This window comes from Streptomyces sp. NPDC005761, assembly GCF_040630635.1.
GTDB lineage: Bacteria > Actinomycetota > Actinomycetes > Streptomycetales > Streptomycetaceae > Streptomyces.
Window position 1 is genome coordinate 44066 of the sequence record NZ_JBEXXX010000004.1, and the last position, 14789, is coordinate 58854.

Annotated in this window: 13 protein-coding genes; 5 read left to right on the plus strand and 8 right to left on the minus strand. The window is 72.1% G+C overall.

Annotated features, from left to right (window positions below; all coding sequences use genetic code 11):
- Positions 1 to 25: 25 nt before the first annotated feature.
- The 4 genes from ABZ434_RS05540 to ABZ434_RS05555 all read right to left on the minus strand — a co-directional run bounded on the left by ABZ434_RS05540 (position 26) and on the right by ABZ434_RS05555 (position 4648).
- A complete protein-coding gene (locus ABZ434_RS05540) occupies positions 26 to 643 on the minus strand; it encodes a DUF4126 domain-containing protein (protein WP_359132308.1) in 618 nt (205 codons plus the stop codon).
- A 363-nt stretch (positions 644 to 1006) separates the two neighbouring features.
- The gene (locus tag ABZ434_RS05545; RefSeq protein WP_266777756.1) at positions 1007 to 1618 is read right to left on the minus strand and encodes a TetR/AcrR family transcriptional regulator; all 612 of its coding nucleotides are present in this window, start codon (positions 1616 to 1618) and stop codon (positions 1007 to 1009) included.
- A gap of 29 nt (positions 1619 to 1647) precedes the next feature.
- On the minus strand, positions 1648 to 3777 hold the full coding sequence (locus ABZ434_RS05550) for a YhgE/Pip domain-containing protein (RefSeq protein WP_359132310.1): 2130 nt from the start codon (positions 3775 to 3777) through the stop codon (positions 1648 to 1650).
- Complete coding sequence (locus ABZ434_RS05555) at positions 3749 to 4648, minus strand: ATP-binding cassette domain-containing protein (RefSeq protein ID WP_359132559.1); 900 nt, start codon at positions 4646 to 4648, stop codon at positions 3749 to 3751. Before ABZ434_RS05555 ends, ABZ434_RS05550 begins: the two co-directional genes overlap by 29 nt.
- 179 nt (positions 4649 to 4827) lie before the next feature.
- Here ABZ434_RS05555 and ABZ434_RS05560 point away from each other — a divergent pair, with 179 nt between their 5' ends.
- The 3 genes from ABZ434_RS05560 (at position 4828) to ABZ434_RS05570 (ending at position 6897) form a co-directional block, all read left to right on the plus strand.
- Entirely contained in the window at positions 4828 to 5355 is a 528-nt protein-coding gene (locus ABZ434_RS05560; protein WP_359132312.1) for an SAV_6107 family HEPN domain-containing protein, read from the plus strand.
- A gap of 100 nt (positions 5356 to 5455) precedes the next feature.
- The gene (locus ABZ434_RS05565) at positions 5456 to 6214 is read left to right on the plus strand and encodes a methyltransferase (protein ID WP_359132315.1); all 759 of its coding nucleotides are present in this window, start codon (positions 5456 to 5458) and stop codon (positions 6212 to 6214) included.
- A gap of 284 nt (positions 6215 to 6498) precedes the next feature.
- The gene (locus ABZ434_RS05570) at positions 6499 to 6897 is read left to right on the plus strand and encodes a DUF3040 domain-containing protein (protein WP_359132318.1); all 399 of its coding nucleotides are present in this window, start codon (positions 6499 to 6501) and stop codon (positions 6895 to 6897) included.
- 249 nt (positions 6898 to 7146) lie between these two features.
- On the opposite strand, the gene ABZ434_RS05575 is transcribed toward ABZ434_RS05570, so the two are convergent.
- The 4 genes from ABZ434_RS05575 to ABZ434_RS05590 form a co-directional block, all read right to left on the minus strand.
- Positions 7147 to 9561: a DUF3488 and transglutaminase-like domain-containing protein gene (locus ABZ434_RS05575; RefSeq protein WP_359132320.1), complete on the minus strand. Its 2415-nt coding sequence runs from the start codon at positions 9559 to 9561 to the stop codon at positions 7147 to 7149.
- A 10-nt stretch (positions 9562 to 9571) separates the two neighbouring features.
- Entirely contained in the window at positions 9572 to 10951 is a 1380-nt protein-coding gene (locus ABZ434_RS05580) for a DUF58 domain-containing protein (RefSeq protein ID WP_359132322.1), read from the minus strand.
- Entirely contained in the window at positions 10951 to 12000 is a 1050-nt protein-coding gene (locus tag ABZ434_RS05585; protein WP_359132324.1) for a MoxR family ATPase, read from the minus strand. The genes ABZ434_RS05580 and ABZ434_RS05585 overlap by 1 nt, the downstream gene beginning before the upstream one ends.
- Positions 12001 to 12267: 267 nt before the next feature.
- A complete protein-coding gene (locus ABZ434_RS05590) occupies positions 12268 to 12813 on the minus strand; it encodes a carbonic anhydrase (RefSeq protein ID WP_359132327.1) in 546 nt (181 codons plus the stop codon).
- Positions 12814 to 13194: 381 nt separating this feature from the next.
- Between ABZ434_RS05590 and rsmH the strand changes: the two genes are divergently transcribed.
- Together rsmH and ABZ434_RS05600 are read left to right on the plus strand one after the other, a co-directional pair.
- Positions 13195 to 14160: a 16S rRNA (cytosine(1402)-N(4))-methyltransferase RsmH gene (gene rsmH, locus ABZ434_RS05595; RefSeq protein ID WP_359132329.1), complete on the plus strand. Its 966-nt coding sequence runs from the start codon at positions 13195 to 13197 to the stop codon at positions 14158 to 14160.
- 106 nt (positions 14161 to 14266) lie between these two features.
- Entirely contained in the window at positions 14267 to 14785 is a 519-nt protein-coding gene (locus tag ABZ434_RS05600; RefSeq protein ID WP_359132561.1) for a cell division protein FtsL, read from the plus strand.
- The last annotated feature ends 4 nt before the right edge of the window (positions 14786 to 14789 follow it).

Sequence of the window (14789 nt, forward strand, 5' to 3'; positions counted from 1 at the left end):
GACTTTAACGGCCGCTGCCGACAGCTCAGCCGTCAGGCCAACGGGCACCGGATCCGGCCAGGCGCTTCTCCTCGCGCCGCTGTGCCCTGCGGCGCAGGAAGCGGCGGATCCGGGAGGCCAGGAAGACCAGTATCACCAGGCCGAGCAGGAGCAGCGCCGCGGCGATGCCCGCCGCGATCCACGGATGGAATATGGCGAACGTGACGACCCCGGCGACCCCGAGGTCCTCGGCGATGCTCACCGCGATATTGCTGAAGGGCTCGGGGGAGGTGTTGACCGCCATCCTGGTGCCCGCCTTCACCAGATGGCTCATCAGCGCGGTGGACCCGCCGACGGCCCCGGCGGCGAGTTCCGGCAGCGACCCGCTCTCACCCGCCAGCAGCGCCGCCACCACCGCCCCGGCGAGCGGCCTGATGACGGTGTGCGCCGTGTCCCAGACCGAGTCCACGTACGGGATCTTGTCGGCCACCACCTCGCACAGGAAGAGCACACCGGCCACGACGAGGACGTCGGTTCGCTGCAGCGAGGCGGGCACCTCGTCGGTGACACCGGTCGCGCCGAAGATGCCGAGGAGCAGGACCACCGCGTAGGCGTTGATCCCGCTTGCCCAGCCGCTTGTGAACACCAGGGGGAGTACGGACACGGGGGTGATCGTAACCAGGTGGTGCACCGGTCCGGGAGGGTGCGGGTACGCAGCCCTGAGTACCCGTACCTACGGGGTGAGATGAGTAGCGGCGCGGATGGGCCGCGACCTGCGGGGACGGCAGAGTGGGGACCACGGAAGGGGCGCTGCGCCGGTACCGCCGGCACGGGGCGGCGGAGCGGGCGCGGCACTCCTTTCCGAACGGGGGTGCACGGCGGAGGACTCGGGACCACGGGGGAACACGGGGGTCACGGGGGAAGGTTCTCCGGCAGGCACGGAAGGCGCCGGTCAGGCGAGGCTCGGGGGGATCGAGCCCCGTCGGACCGGCGCCTTCGTGCGTCCCGCGTGCGGGCGGAGCCGGGGTCAGCGCCCGCTGACCCGCCCGTGCAGCAGCAGGGACAGCGCGGAGTGCACGTCGTCGATCGACCGCTCCGGCTGGAACGCCTGCCAGTCCAGCGCGGCCACCAGCACCATGCCGACCAGGGCGGCCGCCGTCAGCGGGATGTCGATCTCCTCGCTGAGCTCGCCGCCCGCCACGCCCTCCCTGAGGACGCCCTCGACCACGGCGACCGCCTCCTGGCGCACCACCAGCAGGGTGGCCTGCCAGGCGCGGTTGGTGCGCCACAGCTCGGCCACGTACAGCTGGGTGAAGGCCGGATAGCGGTCGATGAAGGCCAGACCGGCCCTGATCATGGCGTCCAGCGCCTCGACCCGGCTGCCACCACGCTCGTCGGTCTCCTCCGCCGCGGAGCGCAGCGAGGAGGTGAGCAGGCCGACTCCGTGGCGCAACAGCTCCTCGAAGAGCTCGGTCTTGCTCTTGAAGTTGTAGTACACCGTGCCCTTGGCGACCCCGGCACGCTCGGCGATCTCGTCCACCGTGGTGGCCGAGAACCCCTTCTCGGCGATGAGGGTCACGGCCGCTTCGTAGAGCTTCTGCCGGGTCGCCTGGCGGCGTGTGGTGCTACTGCTTTCCATGCTGCTGATTCTCACAGGTCCAGGAGCACTCACAGACTCAGCTCCGGGTGCAGCCGGTCCAGGGTCCACACCTGCTTGCGGCGCGCGGACAGGGCGGTCAGCGCGAGGGCCCCGGCGGTGAAGGCAAGCAGCACCGCACAGCCCTGCCAGACGGGACCGAGTCCGCCGCCCGTGATCAGCCGACGCAGGCCCTCGACGACGTAGCTCATCGGGAGGTACGGATGGATCGCGTTGAAGAAGCCCGGACTCGTCTGTACGGGGTACGTGCCGCCGGCCGAGGTCAGCTGGAGCATCAGCACCGCGAGGACGAGGATGCGGCCCGCCGCCCCGAAGCGGGCGTTCAGCCACTGCACGATCGCGCCGAAGCAGCAGGTGACCAGTGCCAGGAAGCCGATGGTCCCGGCCGCGTGTGCCATCTGCAGCCCGAGCCCCCAGTGCAGTACGGACATCAGCGCGGCCACCTGGAGCACGCCGATCGCGGCCACCGGCAGCCAGCCCGCGAGGGCGATCCGCCAGGCGGGCGCCCCCGCTGCCAGGGCGCGCCGGTTCAGCGGCTGGATGAGCATGTACGCCACCATCGCGCCGACCCAGAGGGAGAGCGGGATGAAGTAGGGGGCGAAGCCGGTGCCGTAGTTGGGGGCAGCGTGCAGTGACCGGGAGGCGAGCTGCACGGGGTCGGCCATGACCTCCGTACGGGCGTCTCGGTCCTTCTTGCCGTAGTCGGGGATCTTGCCGGCGCCGTCGTCGAGCCCCTTGGCCAGCGTGGCCGAACCGTCGCCGAGCCGGATCATCCCGCTGTCCAGGCTCGTCGCGCCCTTCTTGAGGTCACCGACCCCGGTATTGAGCTCCGCGGAGCCCGACTTGGCCGTGGCCAGGCCGGTGTGCAGCTGGTCCGCGCCCTTGGCGACCTTGTGGGCGCCGGTGTTGAGCGCGTTGACCTTCTTGACGGCGCTCTCCAGGTCCTCGTCCAGGTGCGGCGAGCGCTCGGCGAGCGCGTCGGCCTGCTGCTGCAGGGTGGTCAGCCGGCCGCGCAGCTTCTTGAGGTCCCCGTTCTGGTTCTTGACCAGGACGTTCACGTCGTCGGCCACGGCGGCGACGTCGGCCGCCGCCGTCACGGCCCGCTTCAGCGGTGCGCAGACGGTGGCATCGGGGAGCGGCTGCTCCACGCACCGCTCGCGGTGGACCGCGGTGAGGTCGTCGGAGGCCGCGTGGGCGGCCGTGGCGGCGGTGGGCGCCGCCTTCACCAGCAGGTCGAGGTTGTCCCGCACGGTCTGCGAGGAGTCGGCGACGAGCCGGGCCGTGTCGCCGATCGCCTTGCCGTTGTCCTTCAGGAACGGACGGACGTCGGATGCCACTCCGTTGACCTTGTCGGCGAGGAGCTGGGTGCCGTCCGCGACCTGGCGTGAGCCGGTCTCCAGATCACCTGCGCCCTTGTCCAGCCGCACGATGCCGGTGGCCAGCCGGCCGCTGCCCGCCTTCGCGTCCTTCAGCCCGTCCGCGAGGTCCTTCGAGCCCTTCTTCGCCTTGACGATCCCGCCCTCGAGGTCCTTCGAGCCCTTCTTCGCCTTGACGATCCCGCCCTCGAGGTCTGCTGCGCCCTTGGCCGCCTTCGCCGTCGCGTCGTGGAGATCGGAGAAGTTGATGAAGATCCGGTCGAGGAAGCCGCGGGAGGCGTTGGCCGACGCGGCGGTGCGGACCTCGGAGAACACCGTCCGGGAGATCTGGCCGACGATGTAGTTGTTCGCGTCGTTGGTGCGCACCTGGAGCGCACCCGTCTCGGGGGAGTCACCGGCGCTGGAGGCGATGCGGCTGCTGAAGTCGGAGGGCATGGTCAGCGAGAGGTAGTACGTGCCGTCCTCGACGCCCTTCCCGGCCTCGGCGGCGCTGACCTCGTGCCACTCGAAGACCTTGGAGTCGAGCAGCTTGCCGGTGATCTCGTCCCCGGCCGCGACGCGCTTGCCTGCGGCGGTGGCGCCCTTGTCGTCGTTGACCAGGGCGACCGGAATGCGGTCCAGTCGTCCGTAGGGGTCCCAGAAGGACCACAGGTACAGGGCGCCGTAGAGCAGGGGCAGCAGCAGGAGCGCGGCCAGTGCGGCGCGCGGCAGCTTTCCCCTGCCGAAACGCCGGAGCTCAAGCGCGGCCAGTCTCGGCGAACGCATCGGCCGTCCCTTCGTCGTGTGCCGGGGCTGCCGGCGAAGCGGGCTCCCCGGTGTTGTCGGCGGGGTCCACGGCTGTGGTGGTGCCGGTGGTGTCTGTGGGGTCTGTTGCTGCGGCGGTGCCGGTGGTGTCTGAGGGGGCGGCCGTTTCGGTGGGGGCTGTGGAGCCTGCCGTTCCGGTGGTGCCGGTGCGTACGGTCACGGCGTCCTCGGGAGCCTGACTGCACACCGCCAGTACGGTCGTGCCGCCGGCGGCGAGGGAGCGCAGCAGCTCCCAGGCCTCGGCTCGTTCCGCGTCGGAGAGCTTGAGATCGGTGTCGTCGACCGCGAGCAGCCGCGGCCGACCGATCAGCGCGAGGGCGACGGAGAGCCGCAGTGCCTCCAGCCTCTCCAGATCACGCACGGAGGTCCGCTCGGCCTTGGGCAGCGTGGCCGGGTCGAGCCCGGCAGCCTCCAGCGCGGCGTCGATCCGGGCCCGTGCCGTGGCGGCGCGCTCGCGGCGGGGCCGCAGCAGGGCGCGCAGCGAGCCGCCGAAGCGGCGCTGCAACAGGGCGCGTTCGCGCAGGTGCTCGGCGACCGTGAGCGCCGGGTCGAGTTCGCTGACCCCTGGCACCGGTCCCAGGGCCGCGATCCGTCGTACGGCGGCCGCCCTGCGCGGGAGGCGCAGGCCGCCGGTCGCCGCCTCGCCCTCGGTGGGGCGCATCCGTCCGGTGAGGGCGAGCAGCAGGCAGGTGCGGCCCGAGCCGGACGGTCCCTCGATCGCGACCAGGGACCCTGGGGCGGCGCTGAACGTCACATCCCGGAATGTCCATCCGCGCGGCCCTTCGAGGCCCAGGCCGTCGGCGGTGACAGCTGCTCCGTGCGGGCTGTCCAGGCTGTCCACAGACCCTCCCCGTCCTTCGTCTGTACTGACTGGTCAGTACAAAAAGGTAGCCCGAACGTGCGGCTGAAGCAAAAGGCCAGGTCGGAGAGGGTGCCGGGCCGACTGTCAGTGGGGGCCGTCACGATGGACACAGACGGCCACGAAGCCGTTACGAGACAGGAGGTTCTGTCATGGCCCACTCGTCCGCAGCAGCCGCTCCGCGACGCCGCGCAGACGGCCCTGCCCCCTCACCGACCGGTCCGGCGCACGACGTCCACCCCGTACTCCGGCGTGCCACGGCGCCGCCCGCCGCCCTCGATCTCCTCGCCCAGGCCCGCGCCGGCCTCGAAGAGGCAGCTGTTCTCGACGTGCCGAACGAGCGCTATGCCACCGCCCACCTCGCCGCGCTGCGCACCGCAGCAGCGGTGCTCGCCGTCCGCGGGCGCCCCGAGACCTCCCGGCGCCGCCGGGAGCGGATCCGCAGCGCCTGGGAGGTCCTCCCGGAAATCGCCCCCGAGCTCACCGAGTGGAGCGCGCTCTTCGCCTCAGGTGCCCGTCGCCGCGCCCGGGCGGAGGCCGGTATACCCGGTGCGGCGGGCCGGCGGGACGCGGACGACCTCCTGCGCGACGCGGCGATGTTCCTCCGCCTGGTGGAGCGGCTGCTGGTGCTCCAGCCGGTCCTTCCGCAACCCCGCGCGGAGCGGCCCGATACGGGATGACGGAGACGGTGGCGCGAGGCAATAGGGTGGACGGGACCTATCACCTGCGCTGTTCACGCTCCGCCCTCAGCGGCGGCACCGTGCCGAGGAGTCAACTGCCGTGTCGGACCAGCTGCGCCCCCGCGCCTCCCTCCGTACCGCTGTGGTCTGGGAGGTCCTCAAGGACGCTCTCGACCGCCAGGTCAAGGCAACCGGCAGGGACGCCCTGGACGTACTGGACACCGGCGGCGGCACGGGCAACTTCGCCGTGCCCGTCGCCCGGCTGGGCCACCGGGTCACCGTGGTCGACCCCAGCCCCAACGCGCTGTTCGCGCTGGAGCGCCGTGCGGCCGAGGCCGGGGTCGCCGACCGGGTCCTCGGGGTCCAGGGCGACATCCTCGGCCTGTTCGACGTGGTCGGGCGCGGGGGCTTCGACGCGGTGCTCTGCCACGGAGTCCTGGAGTACGTGGACGACCCCGCCGAGGGTGTGCGGCACGCGGTGGAGGCGCTTCGTCCGTCCGGTGCGCTCAGTCTGCTCGCCGCCGGGCTCGGCGGCGCGGTCCTGGCCCGGGCGCTCGCCGGTCACTTCACCGAGGCCCGCCACGCGCTCGACGACCCGGCCGGCCGCTGGGGCGAGGGCGACCCGGTGCCCCGGCGGTACACGGCGGAGCAGCTCACCGGGCTCGTCGAGGCCGCGGACGTCGAGGTCGGCGCGGTCCACGGTGTACGCGTCTTCGCCGACCTGGTCCCGGGCGTCCTGGTGGACACCGAGCCCGGTGCGATGGAGGCCCTGCTCAAGCTGGAGACGGCCGCCGCCGAGCTGCCCGCGTTCCACGCGGTGGCGACCCAGCTGCACGTCCTGGGCACCAGGCGGGCCTGAGCCACCGGCCGGATCACGACGGCAGCGTGGCTGATCAGCAACGCAGCTGCAGACGGAGTACGCCCCAGCAGCCCCGATCAGGGCCTTGGCCCCGTATGATCGGGGGACACCATCCGGCATGACGGATCGGAGGTTGGGGAATCAACGCCTCAGCAGCTGAGCCGTCGTGGCGGCCCGGACTGGCTGATTGGCAATGAGGGCGGGTTTCACGGGGGCGATTCCCTGCCTATCCTGGAAGGGCCGCATACCGGCCGCCCCCCGCGGCCGACGACGAGGAGGACTCCGTGCCGCTCTCGGAGCACGAGCAGCGAATGCTCGAGCAAATGGAGCGAGCGCTGTACGCCGAAGATCCCAAGTTCGCGACAGCGCTCGAGGGAAGTGGGCTGCGTACATACACCCGGCGACGGGTCTACCAGGCAGTTGCTGGCTTCCTGGTGGGAATCGCGCTCCTCATGGCCGGAATGGTCGCCCAGCAGATCTGGATCAGCGTGGTGGGGTTCCTCGTCATGCTGGGCTGCGCGGTGCTCGCGGTGACGGGTTGGCGCAAAGCGCCGAAACCGGGCGAGCAGCAGGCAGTCCGCGCAGGTGGTGCGGGGACACGCCGACAGCCGAGACAGCGCCGGTCCGTGATGAACCGGATCGAACAGCGGTGGCAGCGCCGCCGTGACGAGCAGGGTCAGTAAGCGCTCGGAACACTTATGGGTGAGGGGCGGTCGCATTTCTGCGACCGCCCCTCACCCATGCCCCGGCACAGGGGGCGATGCTCCGCCTGCGGTCCTGCGGTCCTGCGGTCCTGCGGTCCTGCGGCCCTGCGAGCCGCCTCCGTCCCCCACCCGCCTGGGACCGTCCACCCGCACCCGCCCACGGGCCGGGGCTCTGGTGCCCACCGGCCGATGACCCGGGCCGGCCCGTGGGGACGGCGGGCCGAGGCGTCAGCCCTGCTGGCGGGAGGGGCGCCGCAACCACGCCGGTCGCTGCGGTGCCCGCCACCGATCGGCCAGCGCCGCCCGGCGCTCCGAGACCGCCCACACCACCCGTATGGCCGAGGGCGGTGCGACTACGGCGCGGAACCGGGCGAACCGTCCGACGGAGGCCCGGAGGCCCGCCCGTACGGCCTGCGCATCCTCCGCGAGCCCGGACACCGGCCGTGGCTGCGGCGCGTAGAGCACCTGCTCCACCGCGCCCGCCAACCGGTGCACCGCCTCGGCCACCTCGGCGTCCAGCTCACCCACCCGCACCACGCGGGCCGCTGCCCTTCGCGGGGTCAGCGACTCGTCGGGCTCGATGCCGTGGTCCCAGGCGGTATCAGTGATCTCCTGCCAGGCCGCCAGTGTTCTCGCGGTGGCGTCCGCCGGGGTGCGCCCGGTGGAGGAGCCCAGCCGCCGGGCCCGTACCCGCATGCGCCAGAACATCGGCAGCAGGGGGAGCAGCAGGACGAGCCCGGCCACCAGGACCACTCCGAGTACGGCGCCCGCCGACGTCCCCGTGTCCGTGGGCTCCGCGGCCCCCGGAAGCGCCGAACTGCCGCAGTCGCCCTGTCGGCGCGTCTGCGCCGGGCAGTCGTCCGAGGCGGACGGTGCGACCGGCACCGCTGCCGAGGCCTCCGCCTCCGGCCGTGCCGGATCTGCGGAGTCACCGGAAGGCGTGTCCGGCAGGGTGTATGACGGCAGGGAACCACGCGTCGGCGTGGGCTCGAAGCGGGTCCACCCGATGCCCTCGAAATACAGCTCCGGCCAGGCATGCGCATCGCGCAGACCGACGGACATCGCCCCGTTCGACTGCGCTGTGCCGGGTGTGAAGCCCACGGCGACGCGGGCAGGGATGCCCAGCGTCCGGGCCATTGCGGCCATGGTGAACGAGAAGTGGACGCAAAAGCCCCGCCTGTCCTTCAGGAAGCGGCCGATCGCTGCGCTGCCGGTCCCCGAGTTCACCGAGGTGTCGTACGTGAAGCCACCGTCGGAGGCGAAGAAGTTCTGCAGCTTCACCGCCTGCTCGTAGGCGTTGGCGGACCCCTTCGTCACTTCGTCGGCCGTCTGCCTGACCACCTCGGGGAGTGAGCCCGGCACCTGGGTGTATTCGCGGAGCAGGGCTTCGGGGACCTCGCCCGCGCCCGCGAGCTGGGCGGCCGTCGGCTGCACGATCAGGCTGGAGACCCCGTACTGCGCACCGCCGGTCGTCTGCCCGTCGTCACCGACGAGGGTGCGGCCCTCGGGTTCGAACCGCCAGCGCCCGTCGACCCTCACCTCGGTCGCCGGGTAGGGGAGCGGCAGGTACGTCTGCCGGTACGAACCGGACGCGGAGATGTTGGTGCTGATCTCGGTCACGGCAACGTCCGGCGACAGACCGGGCGGGTTCGGGAGCCGCTTCGGTACGTCCTTCAGCCGACGGGTCGAAGCCCGCCACTCGTTCCCGTTGAACTGGTCCAGGGCCAGGATGCGGAGGTAGAAGTCCTGCGCACCGGTCGAGTTGGTGCGATACGACATCACCTCCCTGTTCTCCGGCTGGTTGAGGTTGTTCTGCAGCGAGACCAGCGGGTTGACGGCGGAGATGGTGCCGCCACCACCCCCCTTGCCGTTGCCGGCTCCCGTGCCGGCCAGCAGTCCGCTGTCGAGCGTGGGCAGGGCCGCGGGCACCACGAGCGCGATGCCCAGTGCGAAAGCGCCGATGCGCCGCCCGGTGCGCACGGGGGCCGACGCCCCGCCGCCCGAGGCGTCCATGCCGAAGGACGGGCCCCTGCCCCGGGCCGCGGCGGCCCCGGCGAAGACCCGCCCCCACTGGGAGAGCCGGTCCCGTCCCTCGGCCAGTAGGAGGAGCAGATAGCCGCAGGCGGCCAGCAGGAACCACAGCCAGTCCGCGCCGCCGTCGGAAAGGCCTGCGGCGACGGAGTAGAGGGCGAGCAGGGGCAGCCCGGCCGGTGCGGCGCTGCGGAAGGTGACCGCCAGCGCGTCCACCGCGAGTCCTATCACCAGCACGCCGCCCACCAGCATCAGCCGGATGCCCGCCGTGTCCGGTGCCGGGATCGCGTACCGCCCGACGTCGTCCGCACCCACGGTCAGCAGATCGGCGAGCCGCTGCACCGACTGCGGGCCGGGCAGGAAGCCGGCCAGCGCCTCCTCGCGCGCGAACGCCACGGTCAGCAGAATCACCAGGACCAACGCCTGGGCGGCGACGGTCGCCGCCCGCGGCAGGGGCACCCGCCTGCCGAGCGCCCCCACACCGCACTGGATGGCCAGCAGGAACGCGGCCTGCACTATCCAGGCGTAGGGGTCGACCAGCGGCAGCATCGAACCAGCTGCCATCAGCGTCGCCGCGAAGGCGCACAGCGCCAGCCGACCATGACCGCTCATGACCGTCCTCTCATGACCAATCACCGGAGAAGCCCGTTGTGCCGTCCGCCGTGCCGCCCATCCCGGCGGACCGGGTCAGCGAGCTCTGTTGGCTCGCCTGCTGCCACAGCCCGGCGAGATCCATGCCGGGCCGGACCGGTACCGCTGTCCACCCCGACTCGCGCAGCAGCCGGAGCCGCTGCTCGCAGGCCGCGTCCGAGGCGGGCGATTCGCCGCGGGCCCAGGCGGCACTGTCCAGGACGAAGGCGACGGCACCACCGCTGCGCTGCCGCATCCGGGCCGCCACCGCTGCCTGCTCGTCGTCGAGGTCGCCGAGGAAGGCGATCAGGAGACCCTCGTCGCCGCCGCGGAGCACGTCGTACGCGCGGGTGAGCCCGCCGCTGTCGGAGTGGTCGACGACGGCGAGGGTGTCCAGCATCAGTCCGGCCGAGTCGGCCGAGTTCTGGGTGGAGCCCGCGAAACCGCTCTCACCCGGCACGGCCGTGCCGTCGTCCGTCAGCAGCCGGACCGCGAAGCCCCGTTCCAGCATGTGGACCAGCGCGGACGCCGTGCCGGAAACGGCCCACTCGAACGGCGAGTCGGGTCCCGTGCCCTGGTAGGCGCTCCGGCGGGTGTCCAGCAGCACCGTGCATCTGGCCCGCTGCGGCTGCTCCTCGCGGCGCACCATCAGCTCGCCGTAGCGCGCGGTGGAGCGCCAGTGGACACGCCGCAGGTCGTCGCCGTGCCGGTAGCCCCGCGGGATGACGTCGTCCTCACCCGCCAGCGCGAGCGAGCGCTGCCGCCCCTCGCCGTAACCGGAGGCCTCGCCCGCCAGCCGCACGGGGGGCAGCGGTTCGGTCCGCGGGATGACGACGAGCGTGTCGTACGCGCTGAACGAACGCGTCAGCTCACACATCCCGAACGGATCGCTGAGCCGCAGCTGCAGGGGACCGAGCGGGTAGCGCCCGCGCAGATCGGACCGCACCCGGTAGGACACCTCGCGCCGGCCGCCCGCCTCCACCCGGTCCAGGACGAACCGGGGCCGGGGCCCGAGGACGTACGGCACCCGGTCCTGCAGCATGAGCAGACCGGTGGGCAGCCGCGAGACGTTGTCCATCCGTAGATGGACCCGCGCCTCGGAGCCCGCCGGCACCCGGGACGGTGAGAGCCGCCGGGTGCCCGCGACCTGATAGCGGGTCCGGAAGAGCACCGTCACACAGACCAGCGGCAGCACGGCGAGCAGCAGGCCGACCCGCAGCAGATCCCCCTGGCCCAGCACGTAGGCGCAGACCGCGGCGGCGACACCGGCCGCGAGGAAGGAACGTCCGCGCGTGGTCAGCCCGCCCAGCGCGGCCCGGAGACCGCCCCTGTCGTCGCTGTCGTCCATCGCGGGCGGCCCCCCGGCGGCCATCAGAGCCGCCGTGCGCCGGGCTGCTGCCGGCCGCCGTACACCGCGCCCGGCTGGTGCTGGGGCGCCGGGACGGTCGCGCCGCCGGAAGCCGTCGGTACGGGGGTCTGCTGAAGGATCTCCTGGACCACCTGTTCGGCGGTGCGGCGGTTCAGCTGGGCCTGTGCGGTGGGCAGCAGCCGGTGGGCGAGCACGGGGACGGAGAGGGCCTGCACGTCGTCCGGCAGGCAGTAGTCCCGGCCGCTCAGCGCGGCGGAGGCCTTGGCGGCGCGCAGCAGGTGCAGGGTGGCACGCGGTGAGGCGCCGAGTCTGAGGTCGGGGTGGTTCCGAGTGGCTCCGACGAGCTGGACCGCGTAACGCCGGACGGCCTCCGCGACGTGGACCGCGCGCACAGCCTCGATCAGCTTGACGATGTCGTGTGCGTGCGCCACCGGCTGGAGGTCGTCGAGCGGCGAGACACCGCCGTGCACGTCCAGCATCTGCAGCTCGGCCTCGGCACTGGGGTAGCCGATCGACACCCGGGCCATGAAACGGTCGCGCTGGGCCTCGGGCAGCGGATACGTGCCCTCCATCTCCACCGGGTTCTGCGTGGCCACGACCATGAAGGGGTCGGGCAGCTCGTAGGTGTGCCCGTCGATGGTGACCTGGCGCTCCTCCATCGACTCCAGGAGCGCGGACTGGGTCTTGGGCGACGCCCGGTTGATCTCGTCGCCGATCACGATCTGGGCGAAGATCGCGCCCGGTTTGAACTCGAAGTCGCGGCGCTGCTGATCGAAGATGGACACACCGGTGATGTCCGAGGGCAGCAGGTCCGGCGTGAACTGAATGCGTCGCACCGAGCAGTCGATGGACCGTGCGAGCGCCTTCGCCAGCATGGTCTTGCCCACCCCGGGGACGTCCTCGATCAGCAGATGACCCTCCGCGAGCAGCACGGTCAGCGAAAGGCGGACGACCTCGGGCTTGCCCTCGATCACACCTTCCACCGACCTGCGCACCCGCTCCGCTGTGGTGGTCAGATCTGTGAGGCTCGCTCGATCGTCATAGGTCGTCACCCGGCCCTCCTCGGCCCTGCCCCACGCTCACCAGGAGCACGGGATTCCCCAGTCACGGGCCGGCGCCCTTGTGCGGCCCGGCCCACCCCGAAACAGGACACCGCGCCGGACGGGGTCCGGCGGGGTGCCACCCCTGCATTCTTGTTGCCGTTACCGCTTCGTGTCACTCGCCTGTGGACAACCAGGGTCGATATGCCGGGTTGAGGAGGATTTTCTCTGCGGAAATGTGCCCGACCGGCGCCCGCGGGGCCAGGAAGGTCAGGAAGGTCAGGAAGCCGGGAGGATCTCGCGCAGCAGACCGGTGGTCACGTCGAAGACGAAACCGCGCACGTCATCGGTGTGCAGCAGGAACGGCGAGGTGCGGACCCGCTGCATCGACTGCCGCACGTCCTGGTCGGCGTCGGTGTAGGCCTCCACGGCCCAGGCCGGCCGCTGGCCGACCTCCATCTCCAGTTCCCGGCGGAACTCCTCGGTGATCGACTCCATGCCGCAGGTGGTGTGGTGGATCAGCACCACGCTGCGCGTGCCGAGGGCCCGCTGACTGATCGACAGCGAGCGGATGACGTCGTCGGTGACCACACCGCCCGCGTTGCGGATGGTGTGACAGTCGCCGAGTGCCAGGCCGAGCGCCTTGTGCAGGTCGAGCCGGGCGTCCATGCAGGCGACCACGGCAACGCGCAGCACGGGCTTCGCGTCCATACCGGGATCGCTGAACTCGGCGGCGTACTGGGTGTTCGCCTCGACCAGGCGGTCGGTGACGGTGCCGCCGGTGCGGGCCTGGCCCGCGGCAGGGGAGTGCGCAGAAGTCGACATGGACTAGACGTTAGCCGTCGGAGGTCCCCCGGGCTTGGTGTCGAAGCGGACAAAGAACGTCAACAACGCTTGTTGTGAGGTAACCCACAAGCCTCACACCCGGTCACTCGGCCGGGTGAAGAAAGCGAGGGGCCGACGCGCTGCCGGGTTGATTGATCGGGAATCGATCGAATGGCAGGGTGGACTAAAGTGACGGGAAGTTACCGACACCCTGCACATTCCGATGTCTTCCCCGTGTGCGCGGCGTACGTACGGCCCGGCCCTCTCCCGCTTGCCGGTCGGCTGACGCCCCTTCCCCGGCGCCGGCGGGCCTCCCCTTCGCGAGCGGGCGGGGACCAGGCCGTACGTGCAGCGCCCCGGGACCTGAGCCTGAGAGGGCGCATGAGCCAGACCCGACACGTCCCGGTGATGCTCCAGCGGTGCCTGGACCTGTTGGCCCCGGCTCTGGAGGCATCCGGCCCACAGCCGCCCGTGGTCGTCGACTGCACCCTGGGCCTCGGCGGACACAGCGAGGCGCTGCTCTCCGCCTTCCCCACCGCCCGGCTGATCGCGCTCGACCGGGACAAGGAGGCGCTGCGGCTCTCCGGCGAGCGGCTCGCCCCGTACGGCGACCGTGCCACGCTGGTGCACGCCGTCTACGACGAACTGCCCGAGGTGCTCGCCCGCCTCGGCGTCCCCAAGGTCCAGGGCATCCTCTTCGACCTCGGCGTGTCCTCCATGCAACTGGACGAGGCCGACCGTGGATTCGCGTACGCCCAGGACGCCCCGCTCGACATGCGCATGGACCAGACGACCGGCATCGGCGCGGCCGAGGTGCTCAACACCTACCCGCCGGGCGAACTGGTCAGGATCCTGCGCGCGTACGGCGAGGAGAAGCAGGCCAAGCGGATCGTCTCCGCCGTCGTGCGTGAACGGGAGAAGGAGCCGTTCACCAACAGTGCCCGGCTCGTCGAACTGATCCGTGACTCGCTGCCGCAGGCCGCCAAGCGCACCGGCGGCAACCCGGCCAAGCGCACCTTCCAGGCGCTGCGCATCGAGGTCAACGGCGAGCTCACCGTGCTGGAGCGGGCGATTCCGGCCGCGGTGCAGAGCCTCGCCGTCGGCGGGCGCATCGCCGTCCTGTCGTACCACTCGCTGGAGGACCGGCTGGTCAAGCAGGTGTTCGCGGCGGGTGCGGCCAACACCGCACCGCCGGGCCTGCCGGTCGTCCCCGAGCGTTACCAGCCGCGGCTCAAACTGCTGACCCGGGGCGCCGAGCTCCCCACCGAGGAGGAGGTCGCCGAGAACCGGCGAGCCGCCCCCGCCCGGCTGCGCGGAGCCCAGCGGATCCGCGAGGAGGAACGATGAGCAGTCGGCGCCCGGAGGCTTCGCGGACCCGGCCCGGGGACGGAGTGGCGCGGTGAGCAAGGCGCCCGGCCGGCTGAAAGGGCGCGCCGCACAGCTCAGCCGGCTCATGCCGGCCGGGCCGAGCAACGCGGCCCGTACCCCCTTCGTCCTGCTGGTCGTCCTGCTCCTGGGCGGCGGCCTGATCTCCCTGCTGCTGCTGAACTCCGCGCTCAACGAAGGATCGTTCCGGCTGAGCGAGCTGAAGAAGCGGACCACGGACCTCACGGACGATCAGCAGGCCCTCCAGCGCGACGTCGACAGCGCCTCCGAGCCGGACGCCCTGGCGCGCCGCGCACGGGAGCTGGGCATGGTCCCCGGCGGCAGCCCCGCGTTCCTCGGACCGGACGGAAAGGTCCGCGGAGTACCGTCGCCCGCCAGTGCCGCTCCGACCACCGCGGCGCCGACGTCGCAGGTCCCCGAGCCGCCAACTGCGGCCTCGCCCCTCTCCACCCCTTCGCCGGCCGCGTCGCCCACCGCCACGCCCGGCGCGTCCGCGACGGCGACCGGCACCGCCCCGGCGAAGCCGGACGCCTCCGCCGGCGCGCGTACCCCGGCAGAACAGACCTCCACGAGCCCCGGCAGGTGACGCA